This window comes from Nonomuraea sp. NPDC052129 (assembly GCF_040680095.1).
In the GTDB taxonomy this organism is placed as follows: Bacteria; Actinomycetota; Actinomycetes; order Streptosporangiales; family Streptosporangiaceae; genus Nonomuraea.
In genome coordinates, this window is record NZ_JBFAVX010000005.1 from 13584 (window position 1) to 38343 (window position 24760).

Annotated in this window: 23 protein-coding genes; 15 read left to right on the forward strand and 8 right to left on the reverse strand. The window is 69.4% G+C overall.

All coding sequences use genetic code 11. From position 1 onward, the window contains the following. The first annotated feature begins 44 nt into the window (after positions 1 to 44). Entirely contained in the window at positions 45 to 1241 is a 1197-nt protein-coding gene (locus AB0L53_RS13860) for a lytic transglycosylase domain-containing protein (protein ID WP_363993220.1), read from the forward strand. 13 nt (positions 1242 to 1254) lie between these two features. Here AB0L53_RS13860 and AB0L53_RS13865 read toward each other — a convergent pair whose 3' ends face one another. Continuing rightward, a complete protein-coding gene (locus tag AB0L53_RS13865; protein ID WP_363993221.1) occupies positions 1255 to 2202 on the reverse strand; it encodes a ferrochelatase in 948 nt (315 codons plus the stop codon). 92 nt (positions 2203 to 2294) lie between these two features. Here AB0L53_RS13865 and AB0L53_RS13870 point away from each other — a divergent pair, with 92 nt between their 5' ends. Both AB0L53_RS13870 and AB0L53_RS13875 read left to right on the forward strand, forming a co-directional pair. Continuing rightward, complete coding sequence (locus AB0L53_RS13870) at positions 2295 to 4271, forward strand: prolyl oligopeptidase family serine peptidase (RefSeq protein ID WP_363993222.1); 1977 nt, start codon at positions 2295 to 2297, stop codon at positions 4269 to 4271. Next, a complete protein-coding gene (locus tag AB0L53_RS13875; protein ID WP_363993223.1) occupies positions 4271 to 5068 on the forward strand; it encodes an inositol monophosphatase family protein in 798 nt (265 codons plus the stop codon). Before AB0L53_RS13870 ends, AB0L53_RS13875 begins: the two co-directional genes overlap by 1 nt. Positions 5069 to 5174: 106 nt before the next feature. Here the strand turns inward: AB0L53_RS13875 and AB0L53_RS13880 are convergent, their stop codons facing one another. Beyond that, entirely contained in the window at positions 5175 to 5339 is a 165-nt protein-coding gene (locus AB0L53_RS13880) for a hypothetical protein (protein WP_358549256.1), read from the reverse strand. A 227-nt stretch (positions 5340 to 5566) separates the two neighbouring features. On the opposite strand from AB0L53_RS13880, the gene AB0L53_RS13885 reads away from it, so the two are divergent. From AB0L53_RS13885 to AB0L53_RS13900, 4 genes are all read left to right on the forward strand, one after another. Further along, positions 5567 to 6220, forward strand: a complete 654-nt coding sequence (locus tag AB0L53_RS13885; protein ID WP_225289202.1) for a response regulator transcription factor — start codon at positions 5567 to 5569, stop codon at positions 6218 to 6220. Positions 6221 to 6285: 65 nt separating this feature from the next. Then, complete coding sequence (locus AB0L53_RS13890; protein ID WP_363993224.1) at positions 6286 to 7527, forward strand: HAMP domain-containing sensor histidine kinase; 1242 nt, start codon at positions 6286 to 6288, stop codon at positions 7525 to 7527. 286 nt (positions 7528 to 7813) lie between these two features. Then, positions 7814 to 8113, forward strand: a complete 300-nt coding sequence (locus tag AB0L53_RS13895; RefSeq protein WP_020542847.1) for a DUF4193 domain-containing protein — start codon at positions 7814 to 7816, stop codon at positions 8111 to 8113. An 18-nt stretch (positions 8114 to 8131) separates the two neighbouring features. Beyond that, entirely contained in the window at positions 8132 to 8929 is a 798-nt protein-coding gene (locus tag AB0L53_RS13900) for a hypothetical protein (RefSeq protein ID WP_363993225.1), read from the forward strand. Between the two features lie 24 nt (positions 8930 to 8953). On the opposite strand, the gene paaK is transcribed toward AB0L53_RS13900, so the two are convergent. Together paaK and paaI are read right to left on the reverse strand one after the other, a co-directional pair. Continuing rightward, the gene (gene paaK, locus AB0L53_RS13905) at positions 8954 to 10261 is read right to left on the reverse strand and encodes a phenylacetate--CoA ligase PaaK (protein WP_363993226.1); all 1308 of its coding nucleotides are present in this window, start codon (positions 10259 to 10261) and stop codon (positions 8954 to 8956) included. Next, positions 10258 to 10626, reverse strand: a complete 369-nt coding sequence (paaI, locus tag AB0L53_RS13910; protein WP_225289841.1) for a hydroxyphenylacetyl-CoA thioesterase PaaI — start codon at positions 10624 to 10626, stop codon at positions 10258 to 10260. The genes paaK and paaI overlap by 4 nt, the downstream gene beginning before the upstream one ends. A gap of 549 nt (positions 10627 to 11175) precedes the next feature. On the opposite strand from paaI, the gene AB0L53_RS13915 reads away from it, so the two are divergent. Then, the gene (locus tag AB0L53_RS13915) at positions 11176 to 12609 is read left to right on the forward strand and encodes a trehalose-6-phosphate synthase (RefSeq protein ID WP_363993227.1); all 1434 of its coding nucleotides are present in this window, start codon (positions 11176 to 11178) and stop codon (positions 12607 to 12609) included. Here AB0L53_RS13915 and AB0L53_RS13920 read toward each other — a convergent pair. Further along, on the reverse strand, positions 12542 to 12826 hold the full coding sequence (locus AB0L53_RS13920; protein WP_357940820.1) for a DUF4235 domain-containing protein: 285 nt from the start codon (positions 12824 to 12826) through the stop codon (positions 12542 to 12544). The genes AB0L53_RS13915 and AB0L53_RS13920 overlap by 68 nt on opposite strands. 79 nt (positions 12827 to 12905) lie before the next feature. Here AB0L53_RS13920 and valS point away from each other — a divergent pair, with 79 nt between their 5' ends. Further along, positions 12906 to 15440 carry a valine--tRNA ligase gene (gene valS / locus AB0L53_RS13925; RefSeq protein WP_363993228.1) on the forward strand — a complete coding sequence of 845 codons (2535 nt, stop codon included), beginning with the start codon at positions 12906 to 12908 and terminating at the stop codon, positions 15438 to 15440. A 17-nt stretch (positions 15441 to 15457) separates the two neighbouring features. Here valS and AB0L53_RS13930 read toward each other — a convergent pair whose 3' ends face one another. Next, positions 15458 to 17635 carry a DUF6351 family protein gene (locus AB0L53_RS13930; protein WP_363993229.1) on the reverse strand — a complete coding sequence of 726 codons (2178 nt, stop codon included), beginning with the start codon at positions 17633 to 17635 and terminating at the stop codon, positions 15458 to 15460. A 91-nt stretch (positions 17636 to 17726) separates the two neighbouring features. On the opposite strand from AB0L53_RS13930, the gene AB0L53_RS13935 reads away from it, so the two are divergent. The 5 genes from AB0L53_RS13935 (at position 17727) to AB0L53_RS13955 (ending at position 21271) form a co-directional block, all read left to right on the forward strand. Beyond that, on the forward strand, positions 17727 to 18890 hold the full coding sequence (locus AB0L53_RS13935) for an AI-2E family transporter (RefSeq protein ID WP_363993230.1): 1164 nt from the start codon (positions 17727 to 17729) through the stop codon (positions 18888 to 18890). A gap of 189 nt (positions 18891 to 19079) precedes the next feature. After that, on the forward strand, positions 19080 to 19520 hold the full coding sequence (gene dut, locus AB0L53_RS13940; protein WP_357940828.1) for a dUTP diphosphatase: 441 nt from the start codon (positions 19080 to 19082) through the stop codon (positions 19518 to 19520). 9 nt (positions 19521 to 19529) lie between these two features. Further along, positions 19530 to 20180 carry a DUF3710 domain-containing protein gene (locus AB0L53_RS13945; RefSeq protein ID WP_363993231.1) on the forward strand — a complete coding sequence of 217 codons (651 nt, stop codon included), beginning with the start codon at positions 19530 to 19532 and terminating at the stop codon, positions 20178 to 20180. A 28-nt stretch (positions 20181 to 20208) separates the two neighbouring features. Beyond that, positions 20209 to 20595 (forward strand): OB-fold nucleic acid binding domain-containing protein, encoded by a 387-nt coding sequence (locus tag AB0L53_RS13950; RefSeq protein WP_214635894.1) that lies wholly within the window; start codon positions 20209 to 20211, stop codon positions 20593 to 20595. A gap of 4 nt (positions 20596 to 20599) precedes the next feature. Further along, a complete protein-coding gene (locus tag AB0L53_RS13955) occupies positions 20600 to 21271 on the forward strand; it encodes a DUF3159 domain-containing protein (protein WP_363993232.1) in 672 nt (223 codons plus the stop codon). A 4-nt stretch (positions 21272 to 21275) separates the two neighbouring features. Here the strand turns inward: AB0L53_RS13955 and AB0L53_RS13960 are convergent, their stop codons facing one another. Together AB0L53_RS13960 and AB0L53_RS13965 are read right to left on the reverse strand one after the other, a co-directional pair. Continuing rightward, complete coding sequence (locus AB0L53_RS13960; protein WP_357642476.1) at positions 21276 to 21935, reverse strand: TrkA family potassium uptake protein; 660 nt, start codon at positions 21933 to 21935, stop codon at positions 21276 to 21278. Next, positions 21935 to 22600, reverse strand: a complete 666-nt coding sequence (locus tag AB0L53_RS13965) for a TrkA family potassium uptake protein (RefSeq protein ID WP_363993233.1) — start codon at positions 22598 to 22600, stop codon at positions 21935 to 21937. The genes AB0L53_RS13960 and AB0L53_RS13965 overlap by 1 nt, the downstream gene beginning before the upstream one ends. A gap of 103 nt (positions 22601 to 22703) precedes the next feature. Here AB0L53_RS13965 and AB0L53_RS13970 point away from each other — a divergent pair, with 103 nt between their 5' ends. Next, complete coding sequence (locus AB0L53_RS13970; protein ID WP_363993234.1) at positions 22704 to 24755, forward strand: APC family permease; 2052 nt, start codon at positions 22704 to 22706, stop codon at positions 24753 to 24755. The last annotated feature ends 5 nt before the right edge of the window (positions 24756 to 24760 follow it).

A 24760-nucleotide genomic window follows, 5' to 3' on the forward strand; every position in this document is an offset into this window, starting at 1 on the left:
GGACAGCAAGTGATTTTTCCGGCAACTCGGCTAACGTGTGCCGGGTGTCCGGTCTTCCCTCGTTCCGCGCCGTCCTGATCGTGATCGCTTCGGTCATCGCCGTCTCGGTCGTGGCCGTGGGAGTGGCGCTGTCCACGCGGGACGACCTGTTCGCGAGTACGGCCGACCAGCAGCCGGTACGGAGATCGCAGAAACCGGTCCAGAAGACGCAGCCGCAGACCGCCGGCCTCGACAAGATCGTCCCCACGACCGAGCCGGTGAAGGACTTCGGCAAGGGCGGCCCCAGCGTCACCCCGACCCCGCCCCGCGTGCTGGCGATCGCCCGCGCCGAGGTGCCCAAGACCACCCGGTTCGAGCTGGCGAAGCTCAAGCACGTGCAGAAGGTCGCCATCGTCGACGCGGGCTCGGTACGGGTGTCGGGCACCGGCCTGAACCTGCTCGCCGTCGACCCGGCCGACTTCCGCTCCTGGACGCCCAAGGCCGTCGCCGACCAGCCGGCCGTGTGGAGCGCGCTGTCCAGGGGCGAACTGGTCGCCGAGACCTCGGCCGTACGCAGGCTCGGCATGATCCTGGGCGCCGAGTACCAGGTGGACGGCGGCCCCCGCCTGCGCGTCGCGGCCTCGGCCACCCTCGGCCTGTCGGGGATCGACGGCCTGGTGGGCGCCGACATGGGCAAGGCACTCGGCCTGGCGCCGGGCGTCGCGGTCCTGCTGCACGGCAAGCCCGGCATCAGCGAGCCGGGCGTACGCAAGCTGCTCGGCAAGGGCGCCCAGGTCGTGACGCTGGGCGCCCGCCCCAAGGCCCAGCCGACACAGCCGGCCCAGCAGACGGCCAAGCCGCAGCAGCAGGTCAACGTCGGGCGACCCAGCAGCTACCTGGACCTGTACAAAGCCTCGGCCACCCACTGCCCCGGCCTGTCATGGACCGTGCTGGCGGCGATCGGTCAGGTGGAGAGCGGGCACGGCCGCAACAACGGCCCGTCGAGCGCGGGCGCGCTCGGGCCGATGCAGTTCATGCCCGCCACCTGGAAGCACTACGGCGTGGACGGCGACGGCGACGGCAAGTCCGACATCTGGAGCCCCTACGACGCGGTGCCCGCGGCGGCCAAGTACCTCTGCGCGAACGGCGCCGGCCAGGGCGGCCAGAAGCTGCGCAAGTCGATCTGGTTCTACAACCACTCGTGGGACTACGTGAACAAGGTGATGGGCATCGCCGAGGCGTACGCCCGCGCCTACACCTGACGCCCGCGCGCGTTCACGCCTGACGTCTCCGGGGCGGTGGGCAGCAGGTGAGCCCGCAGGGCTGCGGCTCGGGCTCCTCCATCAGCTCGCGGATCATGCGGACGAAGGCCGGGTGGGTGCCCGCCGTAGCGGCCCGCTCCATGGGCAGGCCCAGCTCGGTGGCCACCTGCCTGGCCTCGGTGTCGAGGTCGTAGACGACCTCCATGTGGTCGGAGACGAACCCGATCGGCACCAGCACGACCGACCGGGCGTCGGTCTTGCGCAGATGGTCGCAGACGTCGGGCTCCAGCCACGGCACCTCGGGCGGCCCGCTGCGCGACTGCCACACCAGATCCCACGGCTGGGTGCGGCCCAGCGCCTCGTTGACCAGCTCGGCGCTCCTGCGCAGCTGCGCCTCGTAGAGGCCGCCGTAGGGCCCGGCGGTGCGCGCCATGGAGACCGGCACGCTGTGCGCGGTGAACACCAGCCGGGCGTCGTCGCGGCCGAGCCGGTCGAGCGCCTGCCTGACATGGTCGGCCATGGCGGCGACGAACCCCGGATGGTCCCCGAAGTGCCGCATCTTGACCAGCTCGGGACCGCCCTTGACGGAGATCCTGGCGATGTCCTCGTAGTACTGGCGGCAGCTGGAGTAGCCGGCGAACGCCGAGGTGGCGAACACCGCCGCCTTGCGGATCCCGTCCGCCTTCATCCGCAGGACGGTCTCCTCGCCGAACGGCTCCCAGTTGCGGTTGCCCCAGTAGACGGGCACATCGACCACCGGACGCAGCGCCTCGATGAGCGCGCGGTTCTGGCCGTTGATCGGGCTGACCCCGCCGAAACCCTGGTAGTGCTCGGCCACCTCCAGCAGCCGCTCCTGCGGCACGCCTCGGCCCCGCACCACGTTCTCCAGAAACGGCAACACGTCCTCAGGCCCCTCGGGCCCACCGAACGACAGCACCAGCAGAGCGTCGTAGTTCCCCACGTGCCCCACCTTATTCCCGCGAGGGACCGCCTCCGCCTGCAGCCCGCGGGTCTCTACGGAGCTAGGCAAATCAACAGGGTAGGTTCGGTTGAGTGAGCGCATTCAACGACATTCGTGACTATGTTGCCATCCCCCGGGTTCTCTCGCTGAAGCTCTCGCCCGACGGCTCCCGGCTGATCTCCGCGGTCCAGTCCCTCAACCCCGACGGCAAGTCGTACGGCACCGCGCTCTGGGCCATTCCGATCGACGGCGAGCCGTACCGGCTGACCCGCTCGGCCAAGGGCGAGAGCGCGGCGGAGTTCACCGACGCGGGCGACGTGCTGTTCACCTCGGCCCGTCCCGACCCGACCGTCAAGGACGCCACCGACGAGGTGCCCTCGCTGTGGCTGCTGCCCCGCTCGGGCGGCGAGGCCCGGCAGGTGGCCGCCCGTCCCGGCGGCGTCGGCGCCTTCCGTACGGCCGGTGACGTGGTGGTGTTCGCCGCCGACGTGCTCACCGGCGAGGAGGCGGCCGAGGAGGAGCGTCGCAAGGCGCGCAAGGACGCCGGCATCAGCGCGATCCTGCACGAGAGCTACCCGGTCCGCTACTGGGACCACGACCTCGGCCCCGGCCACACCCGGCTGTTCGCCGCGAAGCTCGGGGCGGACCGGCTGGAGGACGTACGCGACCTGACTCCCGATCCGGGCGAGGCGCTGCGCGACGTCACCTTCGCGCTCACGCCCGACGGCGCCACCGTGATCGCGACCTGGCGTACCATCCTCCCGGACGCCGAGCTGCGGGTGGACCTGGTCGCCATCGACGTGGCCACCGGTGAGCGGCGCACGCTGTTCACCGAGGAGGGCCATGACTTCTACGGCCCGATCGCGGTCTCGCCCGACGGCACCCGCGTAGCCTGCGCGCGCGAGCGCCTGGCCGAGCTCGACGTCTCCGTCCGCATCGACCTGTGGATCGGCGACCTGGCCACCGGCGCGGGCCGTACGTACGCGCCCGACCTGTTCCCGGCTGACGTCGAGTGGGCGCCCGACTCGTCGGCCGTCTACCTCGCGGCCGACCAGCGGGGCCGCCGCCCGATCTTCCGCGTGCCGCTGGACGGGGAGGTCGCCCGGCTGACCCAGGACGACGCCGCCTACCTCGGGCTCAACGCATCGGCTGACGGACGGTTCGTCTACGCGTTGCACAGCGGCGTCGACCGCACCCACGGGCCGGCCAGGATCGACACCGCCACCGGCGAGATCACCGACCTGCCCTCGCCCGCCACGCGTCCCGAACTGCCCGGCACGCTGACCGAGGTCTCCGCGACGGCCGACGACGGCACCACGATCCGCGGCTGGCTCACGCTGCCCGAAGGCGCCTCCGCCGACGACCCGGCGCCGATCCTGCTCTGGATCCACGGCGGTCCCGTCGCCTCGTGGAACGACTGGCAGTGGCGCTGGAACCCCTGGATCATGGTCCAGCACGGCTACGCCGTCCTGCTGCCCGACCCGTGCCTGTCCACCGGCTACGGTCAGGAGATGATCGACCGCGGGTGGGGCAACTGGGGCCCGCGTACGCTCGCCGATCTCGACGCGATCGTGGACGTGGTCGTGGACAGGGACGACATCGACGGCGAGCGGATCGCCGCGATGGGCGGCTCCTACGGCGGCTACATGGCCAACTGGATCGCCGGCCACAGCGACCGCTACAAGGCCATCGTCACCCACGCCGCCCTGTGGAACCTCGAGCAGTTCGGCGGCACCACCGACGCGGCCCAGTACTGGCAGCGCGAGATGGGCGAGCCCGGCTCCGAGCGGTACGCCAAGCTCTCCCCGCACCACGGGCTCGACAGCATCACCACCCCGATGCTCGTCATCCACGGCGACAAGGACTACCGGGTGCCGATCGGGGAGGCGCTGCGCCTGTGGTGGGACCTGCAGCGCCGCAACGTCGAGTCGAAGTTCCTGTACTTCCCCGACGAGAACCACTGGATACTCAAGCCCGGCAACGCCGTTGCCTGGTACGAGACCGTGCTGGCCTTCCTCGGCCAGCACGTGCTCGGCCAGGAGTGGAAGCGCCCGGACTCGGTGGCGTGATGACTGATCCGCAGAACCTGCTCGAACTGGCCGAGGACATCGCGCGCGAGGCGGGCGACATGCTGCTCGCCAAGCGGCCCACGATGTCGGAGGTCGTCGAGACCAAGTCCAGCCCCACCGACGTGGTCACCGCCCTGGACACGGCGTCGGAGCGGCTCATCCGCGCCCGCGTCCTGGAGGCCAGGCCCGGCGACAGCGTCCTGGGGGAGGAGGGCGGCGAGGCCGCCGGTGACTCCGGCGTGCGCTGGATCGTCGATCCCATCGACGGCACGGTCAACTTCCTGTACGGCCTGCCCGAGTGGGCGGTGTCGATCGCCGTCGAGGTGGGCGGCGAGATCGTCGCGGGTGTGGTGAACGTGGTGCCGCGCGGTGAGGTGTTCACCGCGGCGCGCGGCCGGGGCGCCTGGCTCGGCGGCGAGCGGCTGCGCTGCAACACCGGCGTGCCGCTGTCGCAGGCGCTGGTCGCGACCGGCTTCGGCTACCTGCGCGAACGCCGGGCCGTGCAGGCTCAGGTGCTGGCGTCGGTGCTGCCGCGGGTACGTGACATCAGGCGTGGCGGCTCGTGCGCCGTCGACCTCTGCTCGGTGGCCTCGGGCCGGGTGGACGCCTACTACGAGCGGGGCACCAACTACTGGGACTTCGCCGCGGCCGGGCTGGTCGCGACCGAGGCGGGGGCCAGGCTCGGCGGGCTGAACGGCAGGCCGCACAGCAACGACTTCGTGCTCTGCGCGGCGCCGGGGCTGTTCGACGAGCTGCACGACTTGCTCGTACCGCTGGATCCCGAACGCGACGCCTGACGGCGCGTGGATCCCCAGCGCGACGCCTGACGCTGTGACGTGACGGCGCGAAAACGGCCGGAGCCCTTGTCCGGGGCTCCGGCCGTTTCGTCACACGAGGCGCCGATCAATGAGGCAACGGGACGCCGTTGTCATCCGCTATGCGGCGCAGGTCCTCGATCTCGGCGGTGAGGGTGTCGGCGAGGTAGTCGTCGCCGGTGCACCGGGCCTCCCGAAGGCCCTTGTAAGCCTGGTCGAGGCGGCTTTCGATCGTGGTCGTGAACTCGCCCATCTCACCTACTCTCTTCAGGGGTTGCGGAGCGAAGAGCGCCCACCGCTCGTGGGGAAGCCAAAAGAGGCACACGGCGATGGGTGTCCAGCAGGCATACCCCGGCCCATCGCGTACCGAAACATGAATTTGGCTGTGCCTTGCGGCACACATGCTCTGACATGCCTTACCGTGCGCTTATCGCAGGTGTGGGCAGAATGAAGCAGCGGATCCGGAGAGAGGTGCCAGTCGTGCGAGTGCTGGTTGTAGAGGACGAGCGGGTGCTCGCCGATGCGATCGCGACCGGTCTGCGGCGCGAGGCCATGGCGGTGGACGTGGCCTATGACGGGGGCGGCGCGCTGGAGCGCACCTCCTACATCGACTACGACGTGATCGTCCTGGACCGCGACCTGCCGGTCGTGCACGGGGACGAGGTCTGCCGCCGCCTGGTGGAGCAGCGTACGTCCTCGCGCATCCTGATGCTGACCGCGTCCGGCGACGTCGACGACAAGGTGGAGGGGCTCGGCCTGGGGGCCGACGACTACCTGGCCAAGCCGTTCGTCTTCGTCGAACTGGTCGCCCGGGTGCGCGCGCTCGGCCGTCGGTCGGCGCCGGCACTGCCGCCCGTCCTGGAGCGGGGCGGGATCCGGCTGGACCCGGGCAAGCGGCTGGTCGAGCGTGAGGGCAAGGAGGTCATCCTCACCAAGAAGGAGTTCGCGGTCCTGGAAGAGCTGATGCGGGCGGAGGGCGCCGTCGTCAGCCAGGAGGACCTGCTGGACAAGGCGTGGGACGAGAACATCGATCCGTTCACCAACGTGGTGCGGGTGACGATGATGACCCTGCGCAAGAAGCTGGGGGATCCGCAGGTGATCGAGACGGTGCCCGGAGTGGGATACAAGTTGTGACTCAACGGCCGGAGCGCGAGGCGATGCCGACGCATCCGATGATCAGCCCGCACTCGGAACGGGCCGTGGCGCGGGCGGAGCAGGCGCCGCCGCCGAGCGGCCAGCCCGTCTGGGACGGCCCGCCGCCACCGTCCTACGCCCGGCCGCAGCGGACCACGATGGACGTGGTGAAGGCGCTGCCGGGCAAGGTGAGCATCCGATGGAGGCTCACCATCGCTTACGGCTCGCTGTTCTTCGTGGCCGCGGCGGTGCTCCTCATCTCTATGTACGTCATCGTCGGCACAGCGATCAACGTCGTGTGGCCGGAAATCAACACCGACAACATCGACGCCATCGACGCGGCCATCGTCCACGCGCGCTGGTACGCCGCAAAGGACCAGACCGTCGCCAGCGCCCGCGACGCGATGCTGCAGAGCTCCTTGATGGCGCTGGCGGGCGTCGGCATCCTCGCGGTGATCCTCGGTTACTTCGTCGCCGACCGGGCGATGCGGCCCGTGAGCCAGATGACGGCCACGGCCAAGAAGCTCTCCGAGAGCACCCTGGCCCATCAGCGCATCGATCTGGAGGGCCCGGACGACGAGCTGAAGGAGCTGGCCGACACCTTCGACGCCATGCTCACCCGGCTCAACATCGCCTTCGACACCCAGCGCAGATTCGTCGCCAACGCCTCGCACGAATTGCGAACTCCGCTCACGATCAATCGGACAGTCCTGGAGATCGCGCTGTCCGATCCCGAGGCCTCACAGGACCTCAAGGCGCTCGGCCGTACCCTGCTCGAAGTCAACGCGCGCAACGAGAAGCTCATCGAGGGATTGCTGCTGCTCGCCAGGAGCGAACGCGAGCTGGCGGTACGCAAGCCGCTGGACGTCAAGGACGTCGCCCAGACGGCCGTCGAGCAGGTGACTCCATTCGCCGAAGATAACGGCGTAACCATCACCACCGAACTGGTCAGCGCGCCTACCATAGGCGATCCGGTGCTCTTGGAGCGGTCCGTCAGCAACCTGCTCGAGAACGCCGTCAAGTACAACATTCCGGAAAACGGAAAAGTATGGATCCGAACGGGAATGGTAGACGGTGCACTGGTTGTTCAGGTGGCCAACACAGGGCAGCATGTCCCTGCGTACGAGGTGAACAGCCTGTTCGAGCCCTTCCGGAGGCTCCACGCGGATCGTGTGGATTCGGCGAAGGGATCTGGTCTTGGGCTGTCCATCGTTCGTGCTGTTGTGCAGGCGCACGGTGGAAATGTGACCGCCGTGCCGCGGGAGGGCGGAGGACTTGTGGTGACCATTCGGCTGCCGAGCCGCTGATCCGGCGTGTTGCACCACGGCGGGCGTCTCGTTCTCGCCGCACATGTGGTTGGATGTGCCGTCGAACACGGTGGGGCATGCCGCCAAGGCTGTGGGTTTCGCCATATTTGGCTAACCATTGCCGACGGCAGCGAGCCCTGACGTGTTGGGAGGTTCATGGTTCCTTCCTGCTGGGTACCGATGCAAAAATTCCCCCGGCAGAACGGGCACAAGATGAGGCTCCCGGGCGTTAGAAGACGCGCGATGAGCGCGAAGACGTATAGATGAGGGGGATGGAGCAAGCACGATGGCTACCGATTACGACAGCCCGCGCAAGACGGACGACGACCTGGGGGAAGACAGCCTCCAGGAGCTCCAGGCGCGGCGCACCGACAAGTCGTCGGGCAGTATCGACATCGATGAGACCGATCTGGCCGAGTCGCTCGAACTACCCGGTGCCGACCTGTCGAACGAAGAGCTCAGCCTGCGCGTGATTCCGCGCCAGGCGGACGAGTTCACCTGCTCGCGTTGCTTCCTCGTGCACCACCGCAGCCAGCTGGCCTCCGAGAAGAACGGCCAGCAGGTGTGCCGGGAGTGCGCCGCCTGACGAAGGAGGAGGCTCCGCGTGGCCGCACCTGAGAAGGACAGGCAACCAGGCGACGAGATCGCCGACCCCGATAAAGAGGTCGGCGAGCTCGTAGGTCGGCTCGCCGACTCCGGTGAGCTGGAGCCGGCCGAGCGGCGACGGCTGCTCGGCCGCCTAGCCCGCGCTCTGGCCTCCGGTGCGCGCAAGACGCGTGAGACCGGAGTCGGGCGTGGACGCTGGCTGGCGGATGTGTTCATGAACATCGCGCCCCGCATCCCCATCAGAGACCTGCACACGCTCTCCGAGCACCACCACGGCCTGACCGGCGAGCAGCTCGCCGACGACCTGGTGCGCACCGCCCAGAAGGCGACCATGACGGTCGGCGCCATCGGCGGAGCGCTCGCCGCGGCCGAGTTCGCGGCCCCACCCCTCCTCCTCTCCGCTCCGGCCCAGCTCGTCGCCGAGACCATCGTGGTGGCCGCCATCGAGGTCAAGCTGCTGGCCGAGCTCCACGAGGTCTATGGCGTACGCGTCTCGGGCACCGGCGCCCAGCGCGCGGCCGTCTTCGCGGCGGCCTGGGCCAAACAGCGTGGCGTCGACCCCCTCGCGCCCGCCTCCGTCACCCTCGCGCTCGGCGCGGCCACCAAGACCGCCCTGCGCAACCGCCTCATGCGTACCCTCGGGCGCCACCTGACCACGCTGGGCCCGTTCCTGACCGGCGCGGTCGCCGGTGGAGCGCTCAACCGGATGGCGACCAAGAAGGTGGGTGAGGCCATCCGCAACGACCTGCGCGGCAAGCTGCCGCCTGGCCGCCGCTCACCGGAGATCCGGCCCTAGGACGACGTACGGGGTCGTGCTGGGCTAATTGTCCCGCTCGTCGATGACGCGCCGGAGTTTGCCCACCGAGCGCTCCAGCGTCTCCGGGTCCACCACCTCGACCTCGACCTGCACGCCGATCGTGTCCTTGACGACCCTGCGCAGCGTCTGCCCTGCCTCTGCGCGGGCCTCTGTGCCCTCCTCCAGGCCCGGCCGCGCCTCGACCCTGACCGTCATCACGTCGAGCCGCTCCGGCCTGGTGAGCCGTACCTGGAAGTGCGGCGACAGCCCCGGCACGCGCAGCACGATCTCCTCGATCTGGGTGGGGAAGACGTTCACCCCGCGCAGGATGATCATGTCGTCGGTACGGCCCGTCACCTTCTCCATCCGCCGGAACGCCGGCCGCGCGGTGCCGGGCAGCAGCCTGGTCAGGTCGCGGGTCCGGTAGCGGATGATCGGTAGCGCCTCCTTGGTGAGGCTGGTGAAGACCAGCTCGCCCGACTCGGCGGGGGCCCCGGTGAACGGGTCGACGGTCTCGGGGTAGAAGTGGTCCTCCCAGACGTGCAGGCCGTCCTTCGACTCCACGCACTCGTTGGCCACGCCCGGCCCCATCACCTCGGACAGGCCGTAGATGTCGACGGCGTCCAGGTCGAAGCGGTCCTCGATCTCCGCGCGCATCTCCTCGGTCCACGGCTCGGCGCCGAAGACGCCGATGCGCAGCGAGCACGCGCGGGCGTCCAGGCCCTGCCGGTCGAACTCGTCGAGCAATGCCAGCATGTACGACGGCGTGACCATGATGACGTCCGGCCGGAAGTCGGTGATCAGCCGCACCTGGCGGGGCGTCATGCCGCCGGAGACCGGTATCACCGTGCAGCCCAGGCGCTCGGCGCCGTAGTGGGCGCCCAGGCCGCCGGTGAACAGGCCGTAGCCGTACGAGATGTGCACGATGTCGCCCGGCCGGCCGCCCGAGGCGCGGATCGAGCGGGCCATGACCTCGGCCCAGACGTCGAGGTCGTTCTTGGTGTAGCCGACCACCGTGGGCTGCCCGGTGGTGCCGCTGGAGGCGTGCACCCGCGCCACCCGCTCCCGTGGCACGGCGAACATGCCGAAGGGGTAGCAGTCGCGCAGGTCCTGCTTCGTGGTGAAGGGGAACTTCACCAGGTCGCCGAGTTCCTTGCAGTCGGCTGGGTGAACGCCATGCTCATCAAACTTTTGCCGATATTTCGGGACGTTTTGGTATGCGTGGTGGAGTGTCCGTTGGAGGCGCTCCAGCTGGAGCGCCATGAGCTCGTCGCGCGAAGCCCGCTCGATCGGGTCGAGGTCGCCGGGCTGAGGGGCGGCGCCGAGTCTCATCTCATCTCCTTGCTGCGGCCACGGAACTCCGCGACCACCTCACCGTCGGCCTTCTTCACCGTGATGTCGTAGATGCCACTGCGGCCGTAGCGGGTGCGTTCGGCCGCCTCGGCGGTCAGAACGTCGCCCATCCGGGCCGGCGCCACAAAGGTGATCTCCGCCCCCGCCGCGACCGTCACGGGGCCGTGGCTGTTGCACGCGCAGGCGAACGCGGTGTCGGCCAGCAGGAAGACGTAGCCGCCGTGGCACAGCGCGTGCCCGTTGATCATCCGCTCGGTGACCTCCATACGGCACACCGCCCGCCCGGCCCCCAGCTCCGTCAGCTCGATACCCAGGGCCGCGGAGGCGGTGTCGGCGTCCATCATGCGCCGCGCGCTCTCCAACGCAGGTCTCCCTCGCTCAACTGACCGACTGTTCGGTAAATACTCCACCGCCCAGCCTGATCTCTGTCAAGAGACGCCCGAATCCCCGCCACCCGACTTCCGCCGGGTATCCGTTCTTCCTCGCCCCCGGAGGGGCATCCCTCCCAAGGGCCCCCAGCCACTACGGACCGTCTCGTTTCCCTCCCCCGAAGGGGTTCCTCCAGCCACCACCGACCGTCACGCGGATCGAGATGGTCGTGTGACGAACCCACTCAGTGACCACCGCACTAGGTGATATGTGCGATTCGCGTTTGTTTGTGCAGGTCCTGGGCAAGGTCACTACGGCGCCGCTCGCCGTGCGTGAGTTCGCGGCATTGGACCGCTCCCAAGTCCTGGTAAAGACCCTGGGCGCGGAAGCGGGGCGAGGTCTGGATCGTCAGGCCGGCCGCCCATGTCGTCGCGATCATCTCCCAGGCGGAGCCCCGAGCGGGTGGCCGCCACCATGTACCGCGTCCCGCGGCACGTGGAGGGATGGACTCTAGGAGGACCTGGGTGAGTGGCCGTAACTCGTTTATGATCGTCGCCAACCGGTTGCCGGTGGATCGAACGGTCGAGCCGGACGGGACGGCCTCATGGCGCAGGAGCCCGGGCGGGCTCGTCACCGCCATCGCTCCCGTCATGCAGCGCCGGCATGGCGCGTGGCTGGGCTGGCACGGCGCCGCCGACGAGCGCCTGGAGCCCTTCGACCAGGACGGCATGAGCCTGATCCCGGTGCCGCTCTCGGCTCGCGAGGTGGAGCTCTACTACGAGGGCTTCTCCAACGCCACGCTCTGGCCGCTCTATCACGACGTGGTGGCACCGCCGGTGTTCGAGCGTGACATGTGGGACGCCTACACCACCGTCAACCAGCGCTTCGCCGAGGCCGCGGCCGAGGTGGCCGAGGAGGGGGCGGTCGTCTGGGTGCAGGACTACCAGCTCCAGCTGGTCCCGGCCATGCTGCGCAGGCTCCGGCCGGACCTGCGCATCGGCTTCTTCCTGCACATCCCGTTCCCGCCGGTCGAGCTGTTCTGGCGGCTGCCGTGGCGCAAGGAGCTGGTCGAAGGGCTGCTCGGGGCCGATCTGGTGGGCTTCCAGCTGCCCGGTGGCGCCGCCAACTTCCGGCGGCTGTGCCGCAGGCTGCTCGGCCTGCCGTACAAGGGGAACGAGATCTTCCTCGACGACCGGATCGTGACCACGCAGGCGTTCCCCATCTCGGTGGACTTCGCCGAGCTCGACACGATGGTGCGCCAAGAGCACATCATGACCCGCGCCAAGGAGATCAGGGCGGAGCTCGGCGATCCTGAGCACGTGCTGCTCGGGGTGGACCGGCTGGACTACACCAAGGGCATCGGGCTGCGGCTGGAGGCGTTCGGCGAGCTGCTCAAGGAGGGGCGGCTGCAGCCCAACGAGGCGGTCTTCGTGCAGATCGCCACGCCCAGCCGGGAGCGGGTCGACGAATACCGGCGGCTGCGCGACGACATCGAGCTGCAGGTCGGCCGGATCAACGGCGAGCACGCGATGCTCGGTCTCCAGCCGATCCAGTATTTCCACCAGTCGTACGGCCGCGAGGAACTGGCCGCGCTCTATCTGGCCAGCGACGTCATGGTGGTCACGCCGCTGCGTGACGGGATGAACCTGGTCGCCAAGGAGTACGTCTCCTGCCACCACGACCTACGGGGCGCGCTCGTCCTCAGTGAGTTCGCGGGGGCGGCCGACGAGCTGCGGCAGTCGTACCTGGTCAATCCGTACGACGTCGAGGACGTCAAGCGCCAGATGATGACGGCGATGCGGGCCACGCCGCACGAGCTGTCCCGGCGGATGCGTACGATGCGCCGCCGGGTAGCCACCTACGACGTGGACCGCTGGGCAGGAGAGTTCCTCAATGCCCTTGAGACACCTGCTTTACCGTCTTCCACGCCTCATACCGCTTCTTGGCGGTCCGGTTGACCACGATCTGCGCCACGGACATCCCGACGCCCATCACCACGGCGTAGCCGATGGCCTCGCCCATGCTGACCTCGGGTGAGTCGGTGTCGATCGGCGGCTCCTTGCCGGTGGTCTTCACCCAGACGAACCCGAGGATCTTGCGTGCCGCCCAAGCGGTGGCCAATCCGACCAGTCCCCCGATGACCCGCCAGGCGAGGTCAGGCTTGTCGTCTGCCATCCGAACGTCTCCTTCCGCTATGTAACGAACCCTAGTCTGTAACGCTTCCTGGGCCGGTGAAGCCGTACCATAAGGAGGCATGAATCAGCAGCGACTACGCCATGCAGCCATGCCGGAGAAACCGACTCTCGACGGCTTGGAGAAGGTATGGGTAGAGCGCTGGGAAGATGACGCCATCTACCGGTTCGACAGGTCCAAGCCGTGGGAGCAGATCTACTCGATCGACACCCCGCCTCCGACCGTCTCCGGTTCCCTTCACGTGGGTCACGTCTTCTCCTACACGCACACCGACACCATCGCCCGTTTCCAGCGGATGCGCGGCCGCGAGGTCTTCTACCCCATGGGTTGGGACGACAACGGCCTGCCCACCGAGCGGCGGGTGCAGAACCACTTCGGCGTCCGCTGTGACCCTTCGGTGCCCTATGACCCGGACTTCACACCTCCGGCCAAGCCCGATCCCAAGCGGCAGGTCTCCGTCTCGCGCGGCAACTTCATCGAGCTGTGCGAGCGGCTGACCCTCGAGGACGAGAAGGCGTTCGAGGAGCTGTGGCGGCGGCTGGGGCTGTCCGTCGACTGGTCGCTGACGTACGCGACCATCGACGGCGGCGCGCGGGCCGCCTCGCAGCGGGCCTTCCTGCGCACCCTGGCGCGCGGCGAGGCCTACATGGCCGAGGCACCGACGCTGTGGGATGTCTCCTTCCGCACCGCCGTCGCCCAGGCGGAGCTCGAGGACCGCGAGTGGCCGGGGGCCTTCCACCGGGTCTCCTTCTACGGCGAGAAGGGGCCGGTCTGGATCGAGACGACCCGGCCCGAGCTGCTGCCCGCCTGCGTCGCCCTGGTGGCGCACCCCGACGACGAGCGGTACAAGCCGCTGTTCGGCACCTCGGTGCTGACCCCGCTGTTCGGGGCCGAGGTGCCGGTGCTGGCCCACCACCTGGCCGAGCCCGACAAGGGTTCCGGCATCGCGATGGTCTGTACGTTCGGCGACCTCACCGACGTCACCTGGTGGCGGGAGCTGGCGCTGGAGACCAGGCCGATCATCGGCAAGGACGGCCGCCTGCTGCCCGAGCCGCCCGAGGGCGTGGAGCAGGAGCCGTACAAAGAGCTGGCCGGCAAGACCGTCCACAGCGCGCGCGAGCGCGTCGTGGAGCTGCTGCGCGAGTCCGGCGACCTGGACGGTGACCCGCGCGCCACGAAGCGGATGGTGAAGTTCTACGAGAAGGGCGAGCGCCCGCTGGAGATCGTCACCACCCGCCAGTGGTACATCCGCAACGGCGGGCGCGACCCCCAGCTGCGCGAGCAGCTCCTGGCCAGGGGCGCCGAGCTGCGCTGGCACCCGCCGCACATGAAGGTCCGCTACGACAACTGGGTTCGGGGGCTGGCCGGTGACTGGCTGATCTCCCGGCAGCGCTTCTTCGGCGTGCCGATCCCCGTCTGGTACCCGCTGGACGCCTCGGGCGAGCCCGACTACTCCCGCCCGCTGGTGCCGTCGGAGGACCTGCTGCCGATCGACCCCTCCTCGCAGGTGCCCGACGGCTACACCGAGGACCAGCGGGGCGTGCCGGGCGGCTTCATGGGCGATCCGGACATCATGGACACCTGGGCGACCTCTTCCCTCACGCCGGAGATCGCCGGCGGCTGGGAGCGGGATCCCGACCTGTTCGCCCGGGTCTTCCCGATGGACCTGCGGCCGCAGGCGCACGAGATCATCCGCACCTGGCTGTTCTCCACCGTGGTCAGGGCGCACCAGGAGTTCGGCACGCTGCCGTGGCGTGACGTGGTCATCGCGGGCTGGATCCTCGACCCCGACCGCAAGAAGATGTCCAAGTCCAAGGGCAACGTCACGACGCCGCTCGGGCTGCTGGAGGAGTACGGCTCCGACGCGGTCCGCTACTGGGCGGCCAGCGGGCGGCCGGGCACCGACACGGCGTTCGACACCGGGCAGATCAAGGTCGGCCGGCGGCTGGCCATCAAGATCCTCAATGCGTCGAAGTTCGTGCTCGGCTTCCCGGAGTCCGAGGCGGCGGTCACCGAGCCGCTCGACCTGTCGATGCTCGCCCAGCTCTCAGAGGTGGTCGAGGAGGCCACCCAGGCGTTCGAGGGCTACGACTACACCCGGGCGATGGAAGCCGCCGAGCGCTTCTTCTGGGCGTTCTGCGACGACTACCTGGAGCTGGTCAAGGCCAGGGCCTACGAGAGCGGCCCGGCGGCCGCCTCGGCGCACGCGGCGCTGCGCCAGGCGCTCGACGTGCTGCTGCGGCTCTTCGCGCCGTTCCTGCCGTTCGTCACGGAAGAGGTCTGGTCCTGGTGGCGGCCGGGCTCCGTCCACCGCGCGGCCTGGCCCTCGATCCCGGCGGGCACGAGCGACCCGGCGGGCGCGGGTGACCCGGCGGTGCTCGCCGTGGCCTCCGACGTGCTCGGGCGCATCCGCAAGGCCAAGTCGGCCGCCAAGCTGTCGATGCGCGCCGAGGTCTCCCGCCTCACCGTGTCGGGCCCCGAGATCGCCCTGGTACGGCTGGCGCAGGACGACCTGTGCGGCGCGGGCAACGTCGAGGAGTTCGTCCTCGACGACGGCCCCGAGTTCGCCGTCGAGGTGACGCTCGAAGAGCAGTAATCGCCAATCGTCAACCGCTAGTAGTCGCACACCCCCGAGGGGAAGATCGCCTCAAGGCGGGCCTGCTCCTCGGGGGACGGGCGCCACGAGCCGTACAGACCGCGCGCGACGGCCCTGGACACCGGCTGCAGACGGCACTTGTAGACGCCGCCCTCCAGCGGACCGCCCGCCACCACGCGAGAGGTGGAGTAGAGCGGGAAGCGCGCGGTGCAGGCACCGGCGGCGCGTTGGTCCAGGATGCCGTCCCATACGTGCGGACCCGCGGCGATCTGCGCCCCGGAGCTGGTGAAGCAGCGGTCCACGGCCGCCGGGGGCTTGTTGCCCGCCACCCCGCGCCACGGGCGGGAGCGGATGTTGGCCATCCACTGGTCCATCACCTGCAGCGCCTCGGGCGTCTGGTCGAAGGCCGGCCCGTCGGGGCGGGCGTCGGTGAACCAGATGACCTGGTTGCCGGCGTTGCCGTCGTAGTTCAGCATCCGCTGCCGCGAGACGAACGACTGGTGCGAGTCGTGCATGTCGAGCTGGTCCTCGAGATAGTGGCGCCAGTCGATGATCGGGAGGGCGATGTCGCCCCTGAACACCAGCCCGCTGCGCTCCACGTTCTTGATCGCGATCGGGTCGCCGGTACGCCGTGGGGCCGGGTCGCCGGTGCGCATGTTGCGCGAGCTCCACGGGTCGAACTGGGCGGGGTCCTGGCAGAGGGAGGGGGTGAACGGGCAGCCCTCGCGCACCATGTCCTTCGACTCCTTCCAGGAGCCGGCGCGCGCGTTGACGTCGAGGAACTCCGCGGGCGTGATCACGCCCTTCACCAGCGCGCCCAGGCCGTACTGGACGCCGACGTTGTCCCAGGTGGAGCGGGCGTAGCCGTCGGGGGCCACGCCGTAGATCTCGCGCAGGTCGTCCCAGTGCGTCCACTGGATCGTGTCCTTGACGCCGGGCGGGTCCATCTTGGCCCACTCCGGATCGTTGTTGGAGGTCCAGAGGGGGTTCATGGTCAGCGGGGTCAGCCCGCGCCAGCCCTTGACGCACTCGTCGGAGCCCGGCTTGCCGGTGTAGGGGTTGTCGACGGTGTCGCTGGCGTTCATCCCGATCAGCGCGGTCCGCGCGTCCCAGGAGGCCCAGCGCGGGTTGTGGTCCATGTAGCGTTCGAGCAGCTCGCAGTCGCCGACGTGGATGGTCTGGGTGACCATGTCGGGATAGGAATACTGCGGGATCGCCGCGTCGATCACCGCGGTGCCGTAGTTCTGGCCGTAGACGTACTGCTGGAGGGCGCCGCCCGAGGCGCCCACGCCGACGGTGTAGAGCGGCGCCCCGTACTTCTCGATGAACCGCTCCTTCACCATCAGCGCGGTCTCGCCGCCGAGGATGAGGTTGTAGTGCGTGGAGGTGCGGGTGCCCGAGGAGAACAGGATCGCGTAGCCCTTGCCCAGCCCGTACGCGTCCAGCGCGCTGCCGCCGATCGTGCCCTGGTCATGACCGATCCCCACACCTCCGTCGAAGCGGTAGATCGCCCGGCCGTTGTAGCCGTCCTCCAGCATCGCGATGGAGTAGAGGAAACGGTTGATCACGCCGCGCTCGCGGCGCACCACGAAGTCCACCGTCCGGCCGTCGAGCGTGGTGGTGGTCGACATGTCCGCGGGGCGCGCGGCGGGCATCGTCTTGAACGCGCCGTCCGTCGCTCGGTAGAGCCGCTCCGTCAGCACCGGCGCGAAGCAGTCCCTGCTCCAGCCGCCCGTGGTGCGCATGCCCTGGCCGTCCTGGTTGTCCGCGACGGGCGGGCCGAGCCCGCTCCGCTCCGTCTTGCACAGGAAGGGGTACTGGTGCGGCCCCGAGAAGATCGGTCCCGAGATCGGGTGGTTGCGTAATTTCAGGGTTTCTTTGAACGGCCCCGCCAGCGCTTTGATCGTGTTGTCGCCGTCGATCAACCCGGTCACCAGGCCGCTGAACGACTGGCCGCCGGGATCCGGTTTGAAGGACGCGGTGACGTCCTCGCCGTTGCGCAGCACCTTGAGCCGCACGCCCTGGCTCACCCGTACCCTGACCAACGCGTCCCCGCCACTCACCTGGTCGGCGCGGCTCGACAGCACGTCGAGCGCGGGTTCGCCGCGCGAGGCCAGGGCGGGCACCGGGGCCGCCACGAGACACGCGATCACCGCGGTGATCGCGCTCACCTTAACCAACGCGACGGTCCTCATGTGCATGACGGTGACATGTGATCATGCCGTTGCCCAGACCCGATCTTTTATCCACGCGCACATATGTCCTTGACGTGCCAGTCTTGAACACGTGCTGACCGACCGCCCAACCAAGCTCGTGCCACCCGTGCTGGCCAAGATGGCGGCATGGTGCCTGTGCCTGATCCTCGTCGGCGTGGTCGTCTACTTCTTCGTCCAGGGCATCGCGCGGCTCAGCTTCGTGGCCCTGCCGGTCGCCATCGCCCTGCTGCTGACCGCGCTGCTGTTCCCGCTCACCAGGAACCTGCGCGAGGCGGGCATGCGCCCCATCTACGCCACCTGGATCACCATGCTGGTGGCCCTCGCGGTGCTCGTCGGCACCGGCTGGCTGGTCGGCGCGCGGGCCACCGAGGAGTTCCCCAACCTGGTCCAGCAGGTCCAGTCCACCGCCCGCGACGTACAGAACTGGCTGATCACCGGCCCGCTGCACCTCAAAGAGGCGCAGATCACCAGCTACGTCGACGAGATCGCGACGATGGTCAACGCCCAGCGCACGGCCATCACCAGTACGGTCCTGACCGCCGGCGCCGTCGCCTTCGAGGTGCTCGCGTCGCTCGTGCTGCTGCTGTTCGTCTCGTTCTTCCTGCTCAAGGACGGCGACCGGATCTGGTCGTGGTTCCTGCGGGGGTTCGGCTCGATGGCGCCGCGCGTCGACCGGGCGGGGCGGGCCGCCTGGACCACGCTCTCCCACTACGTGCAGGGCACCGTCGCGGTCGCCGCCGTACATGGCGTGATCATGGGCATCGTGCTGGCCGGCATGGGAGTGCCCCTCTGGGCGCCGCTGGCGGTGCTGATCTTCTTCGCCAGCTTCATCCCGATCGTCGGCATCTTCTTCGCCGGTACGATCGCCACCCTGGTCACGCTGGGCGCCAAGGGGCCGCTCTACGCGTTGATCTTCGTCGGCATCCTGATCGTCGAGCAGCAGCTGGAGAACCACGTGCTCCAGCCGCTCATCGTCGGCCGGGCGCTCAACTTCCACCCGCTGGCCATCATCCTCGTGCTGTCCGTCGGCGGCATCCTGGCCGGCATCGCGGGCGCGGCGGTGGCCGTGCCCGTGGCGGCGGTGATCTACCGGGCGCTGCCCGAACTGTTCCACAAACCACCCGCCCTGCCACCCGGGCCCACTCCGGCACCCGCCCCGCCTCCGTCCTCGCCTGGGGGCTCCCCACCTCCGGGCTCGCCGGTCGAGGACGCCAGTCCGCCTGACAGCGAGTAACCTCGTCACCCGTGACCACCTCGCCACGGGATCTCGGAGATCGGCGGCCGTCTCCCCGCTCTCACGAGGGCTCCCGGCGGCACGACACTCCACCCGCGTGCCCGGTGCGACGGGATCGCGGGCGGAAGGGCGTACCTTGAGGCTGAGGGGGCGCATCGCCGCCGAGCACCATGACCATGAGGTGAACCCTTGACCGACGTGCAGGTCCTCATCCAGCGACTCGACGACGGGCTGCCGGTGCCGTCCTACGCCCATCCGGGCGACGCGGGCGCCGATCTCTACGCGGCCGCGGACGTCGAGCTGCTGCCCGGAGAGCGGGCCATGGTCGGGACGGGCGTCGCGATCGCGCTGCCCGACGGCTACGCCGCGTTCGTGCACCCTCGCTCGGGCCTGGCCGCCAGGCACGGCGTCACGCTGGTCAACGCGCCAGGCACGGTCGACGCCGGCTATCGCGGCGAGATCCGGGTGACGGTGATCAACACCGACGCCAAGGAGCCCTTCCGCCTGAGCCGCGGTGACCGGGTGGCCCAGCTGGTCGTCCAGCGCGTCGAGCGGGCGGCGTTCACCGAGGTGGAGCAGCTGCCCGGCTCGGCCCGCGGCACCGGCGGTTTCGGATCAACAGGACGTTAACCAGGGAGAGTGAGCACAGTGTTCCGACGACGCCGTCGTGAGCAGCCGGATCAGGCGGCAGAGCAGCAGGCATCCGCCGCCCCAACGCGCGAGTCCGGCCCGTGGGACGCCGACGAGCCCCACCCCGAGACCGACAGGATCGACCTCGGCGGGCTGCTCCTGCCGCACAACCCGGACTTCGACCTGCGGCTGGCCTCGGTGGGAGACCAGAACGTCGGGGTCGTCGCGCTCTACGAGGAGAGTTCGCTCCAGCTCCAGGCGCTGGCCGCGTCCAAGAGCATGGGGCTCTGGGACGAGGTCAGGGCCAAGATCCGGACCGGCGCCAAGGACCTCGTCGAGCAGGAGGGCCCCTACGGACCCGAGCTGATCGGCGAGATCGCCGGCGAGGGCAACACCACCCGCAAGGCCCGCTATATCGGCATCGACGGGCCGCGCTGGTTCGTCCTGGCGATGATCAGCGGCCGCGCCGCGCTCGACGAGAACGTGGCGAACGTCTTCCTCGACTTCATCAAGGACGTCGTGGTCGTGCGGGGCACCGAGCCGATGGCCCGGGAAGAACCGATCACGCTGCGCCGACCCAACGAGCAGGGCGCCGAAACGGTCGACAGCCAGGGGCTCAACCCGTTCAAACGAGGTCCCGAGATCAGCGAGATTCGCTGACCGCCCACATCACGTAGGCTGAGTCATCATGAGTACGGCAGAGCCCCCCAAACGCGGGGGATTGCGCGGGTTCTTCAGTCGGCTGGCCTCCACCCAGTCCGAAATCGAAGCCCAGGAACTACGGGAAGACGTCGACGAGGTCGGCGCGACCCCGATCGTCTCGTGTGGCGGCCGCCGCCGCTTCTGCGTGGCCGGTACGCTACGTACCGTGACACTGCGACCCAGGGGCGGCGCGCCCGCCCTTGAGGCCGAGCTCTACGACGGGTCCGACGTCATCGACCTGGTGTGGCTCGGCCGCCGCAAGATCGCGGGCATCGAGCCCGGGCGCACCGTCAAGGCCGAAGGCCTGGTCAGCATGCAGGACGGGCGCAAGGTGATGTTCAATCCTCGATACGAGCTGCGCCCAGGGAGTTGATCAGGTGAGTGCTGAGGCGGAAGAGGTCGCCCACGACACCGTGGAAGCGGCGGTGCGAGCCCAGCTCGCCAAGGCGTTCGGGGGAGTGCGCGGAATCATCGAGGCGGCGGTGCCGACCATCGCGTTCACGCTGTCATGGATCATCACCGAGGATCTGAAGACCTCGCTCATCGTCAGCATCTCGCTGGCGGTCCTGCTCCTGCTGGCCAGGCTCGCGCAGCGGTCGACGCCGCAGTTCGTGATCAACAGCCTGATCGGCATCGCCATCGGCGCGTTCTTCGCCAGCCGCACCGGCGACGCGAAGGACTATTTCCTGCCCGGCATCCTGTGGAACGCCGGCTATTCGGTGGCGATGCTGCTGTCGATCGTCACCCGGTGGCCCGTGGTCGGGTTCCTGATCGGCTCGGTCACCGGCGACCCCACGGCCTGGCACAAGGATCCGGGCATCGTGAAGCTCTGCGTCAAGCTCACCTGGCTGCTGATGCTCCCGTGCGTGGTCAGGGTGGCCGTGCAGCTGCCCGTGTGGCTGATGGGCGGCGGCGACGAGGCCGTGGCCGCCCTCGGCCTGGCGAAGATCGCGATGGGCTGGCCGCTCCAGGTGGCCGCGCTCGGCGCGATGCTGTGGCTGCTCGGCAAGGGGCGAACGCCGATCAAGCCGCCGGTCGCCCCCGCCTAGCCCTTTAGTGCTGTGAGAGCAGGTGCGCCAGCTCCTGCTCCACCTCCTGGTTGGCGACGAAGAGGAGTTCGTCGCCCGCCTCGAGCGGGTCGTCGTTGGTCGGCACCAGCACCCGGCCCTCGCGCAGGATCGCGACCAGCGCCGAGTCGTTGGGCCACGGCACCGAGCCGGCGCGCTGGCCCACCACGGGCGCGTCCTCGGCCAGGGTGAGCTCGACCAGGTTGGCCTGCCCCTGACGGAAGGTCATCAGGCGCACCAGGTCGCCGACGCTCACCGCCTCCTCGACCAGCGCGCTCAGCAGGCGCGGCGTCGAGACCGCCACGTCCACGCCCCACGACTCGTTGAACAGCCACTCGTTGTTGGGGTGGTTGATCCTGGCCACCACGCGCGGCACGCCGTACTCGGTCTTGGCCAGCAGCGACACCACGAGGTTGACCTTGTCGTCCCCGGAGGAGGCGACGACGACGTGGCAGTTGTTGAGCCCCGCCTCATCGAGCGAGGCGATCTCGCAGGCGTCGGCCAGCAGCCACTCCGCCCGCGGCACGCTGTCGATCTTGATGGCCCTGGGGTCGATGTCGATCAGCAGGACCTCGTGGCCGTTCTCCAGCAGCTCGGCCGCGATGGACCGGCCCACGGCCCCCGCTCCGGCGATGGCGACGCGCATCAGTGGTCCTCTTCCGGTGCCGCCGCGAGCACCTTGTTGATCCGGTCCATGTCGCTCTCCGCGGCGATGACGTGCAGCACGTCGCCGTCCTGGATCACGGTGTCGTCGGCGATGACCAGGGCCTCGCCCATGCGGTTGAGGTAGGCGACGCGGACCCTGCCCCGCTCCTCCAGCTCGACGGCGCGAGTGCCGATCCAGCCGGTGTGCGCGGCGACCTCGGCCAGGACCACGGTGCCGGTGGGGTCGCGCCAGAGGGGCTCGGCGCCCTCGGGCAGGATGCGGCGCAGAATCTGGTCGGCGGTCCACCGCACGGTCGCCACCGTCGGGATGCCGAGGCGCTGGTAGACCTCGGCCCGCCGCGGGTCGTAGATGCGGGCCACCACATTGTCGACGCCGAACGTCTCGCGCGCCGCCCGCGCCGAGATGATGTTGGAGTTGTCGCCGCTGGAGACCGCCACGTACGCGGAAGCGGACTCGATGCCCGCCTCGGTGAGCACGTCGCGGTCGAATCCGACACCGGTCACCCGGCGCCCCCGGAAACCGGCCCGCAGCCGGCGAAACGCCTGCGGATCCCGGTCGATGATCGCGACCGTATGGCCGTTGTCCTCGAGGATGTGAGCCAAGGTCGAACCGACCCGGCCACATCCCATGATCACTATATGCATACTCCCCCGCACTTCGCGGTCGGCCGGTTGCTCGACACCAGTATGGCGCGATAAGGGAGCGCAACGTCGGCGCCCCTACAACGGGGGGCTAGCATCTCGTAACGTGGCGAAGGTAACGGATCTTGTCAAACGCGTTCTGGTGGGCCGGGCGCTGCGCAGCGGCCAGCTCCACGAGCAGCTGCTGCCCAAACGCATTGCCCTGCCGGTCTTCGCCAGCGACGCCCTGTCCTCCGTGGCGTACGCGCCGCAGGAGATCCTGGTCATCCTGTCGCTGGCCGGAGTGTCGTTCTACGCCTACAGCCCATGGGTCGCGATCGCCGTCGTGGTCGTGATGCTCACGGTGGTGGCGTCGTACCGGCAGAACGTGCACGCCTACCCCAGCGGTGGCGGCGACTACGAGGTGGCCACCACCAACCTGGGCAAGAACGCCGGCCTGACCGTGGCCAGCGCGCTCATGGTCGACTACGTGCTGACCGTGGCGGTGTCGGTCGCCAACGGCGTCGACTACGTGGGCGCCACGATCCCCTTCGTCGGCGAGCACAAGCCGGCCGTCGCCATCGTCATCGTCGTCCTGCTCACCGTGGTCAATCTGCGCGGTCTGCGCGAGTCGGGGGCCGCCTTCGCCGTCCCGACGTACGCGTTCATGATCGCGGTCCTGGGGCTGATCGCCTGGGGCGGCTTCCGGCTGCTGGTGCTCGGCGACGAGCTGCGGGCGCCCAGCGCCGGGTTCACCATCGACGCCGAGCAGACCAACCTGACCACCTTCGCCGCCGCCTTCCTCATCCTGCGCGCCTTCTCCTCCGGCTGTGCGGCGCTGACGGGCGTCGAGGCCATCAGCAACGGCGTGCCCGCCTTCCGCAAGCCCAAGAGCAAGAACGCCGCCACCACGCTGCTCATGATGGGCCTGGTCGCCATCACCATGTTCGGCGGCATCATCGCGCTGGGCCTGGCCTCGGGCGTGAAGGTGGCCGAGCCGTCCGTGGTGGCCACGGACCTGCACGGGCCCGACGGGCAACCGGTCGGCCCCGGCTACTACCAGCAGCCGATCATCTCGCAGGTGGCCGACGCGGTCTTCGGCGGCGGCTCGCTGCCGTTCGTGATCATCTCGGCGGTCACCGCGCTCATCCTGTTCCTGGCCGCCAACACCGCCTTCAACGGCTTCCCGGTGCTCGGCTCGATCCTGGCCCAGGACCGCTACCTGCCGCGCCAGCTGCACACCCGCGGCGACCGGCTGGCCTTCTCCAACGGCATCGTCATCCTGGCGCTGGGCGCGTGCCTGCTGCTGTGGGGCTTCGACGCCGACGTCAGCCGCCTGCTGAACCTGTATATCGTCGGCGTCTTCGTCTCCTTCACGCTCAGCCAGATCGGCATGGTCATCCACTGGACCCGCCATCTCAAGACCGAGACCGACCCCAAGATCCGGCACCAGATGCACCGCTCGCGGGTGATCAACTTCTTCGGCGGCATCATGACCGGGCTGGTGCTGGTCGTCGTACTGCTGACCAAGTTCCTGGTCGGCGCCTGGATCGTGTGCTTCGCGATGCCGATCCTGTTCCTCATGATGAAGGCCATCAGGCGCCACTACGACAACGTGGCGGCCGAGCTGGAGATCACCGAGGAGTACGACGAGTCGACGCTGCCGGCGCGCAACCATGCGATCGTGCTCGTCTCCAAGATCCACAAGCCGACGCTGCGCGCGCTCGCCTACGCCCGCGCCACCCGGCCGTCCACGCTGGAGGCGATCACCGTCGGCGTCGAGGGCGCCGAGGCGCGGCAGCTCCAGGACGAGTGGGAGCGCCGGGGCATCCCGGTGCCGCTCAAGATGCTCGACTCGCCGTACCGGGAGATCACCCAGCCGATCCTCGACTACGTCAAGACGCTGCGCCGCCGCTCGCCGCGCGACGTGGTCACCGTGTTCATCCCCGAGTACGTGGTCGGGCACTGGTGGGAGCACCTGCTGCACAACCAGAGCGCGCTGCGGCTGAAGGCGCGGCTGCTGTTCAAGCCGGGCGTCATGGTGACGAGCGTGCCGTGGCAGCTCCACTCCTCCGACCGGCTCAAGGGCCGGCCCGAGCCGGCCGCCCCGGGCGCCTCGCGCCGGGCGGGACATCAGGTGGTCAAGAAGCAGGTCAAGGCCGGAGACCACTCCGCGTAACGGGC

Bases quoted from the DNA above. Each gene is read 5' to 3' on its own strand.
- AB0L53_RS13875 (WP_363993223.1), top strand. From the start codon at position 4,271: ATGACTGATCCGCAGAACCTGCTCGAACTGGCCGAGGACATCGCGCGC.
- AB0L53_RS13880 (WP_358549256.1), bottom strand. From the start codon at position 5,339: ATGGGCGAGTTCACGACCACGATCGAAAGCCGCCTCGACCAGGCTTAC.
- AB0L53_RS13895 (WP_020542847.1), top strand. From the start codon at position 7,814: ATGGCTACCGATTACGACAGCCCGCGCAAGACGGACGACGACCTGGGG.
- paaK (WP_363993226.1), bottom strand. From the start codon at position 10,261: ATGAGACTCGGCGCCGCCCCTCAGCCCGGCGACCTCGACCCGATCGAG.
- paaI (WP_225289841.1), bottom strand. From the start codon at position 10,626: ATGATGGACGCCGACACCGCCTCCGCGGCCCTGGGTATCGAGCTGACG.
- AB0L53_RS13920 (WP_357940820.1), bottom strand. From the start codon at position 12,826: ATGGCAGACGACAAGCCTGACCTCGCCTGGCGGGTCATCGGGGGACTG.
- valS (WP_363993228.1), top strand. From the start codon at position 12,906: ATGAATCAGCAGCGACTACGCCATGCAGCCATGCCGGAGAAACCGACT.
- AB0L53_RS13930 (WP_363993229.1), bottom strand. From the start codon at position 17,635: ATGAGGACCGTCGCGTTGGTTAAGGTGAGCGCGATCACCGCGGTGATC.
- AB0L53_RS13950 (WP_214635894.1), top strand. From the start codon at position 20,209: ATGAGTACGGCAGAGCCCCCCAAACGCGGGGGATTGCGCGGGTTCTTC.
- AB0L53_RS13960 (WP_357642476.1), bottom strand. From the start codon at position 21,935: ATGCGCGTCGCCATCGCCGGAGCGGGGGCCGTGGGCCGGTCCATCGCG.
- AB0L53_RS13965 (WP_363993233.1), bottom strand. From the start codon at position 22,600: ATGCATATAGTGATCATGGGATGTGGCCGGGTCGGTTCGACCTTGGCT.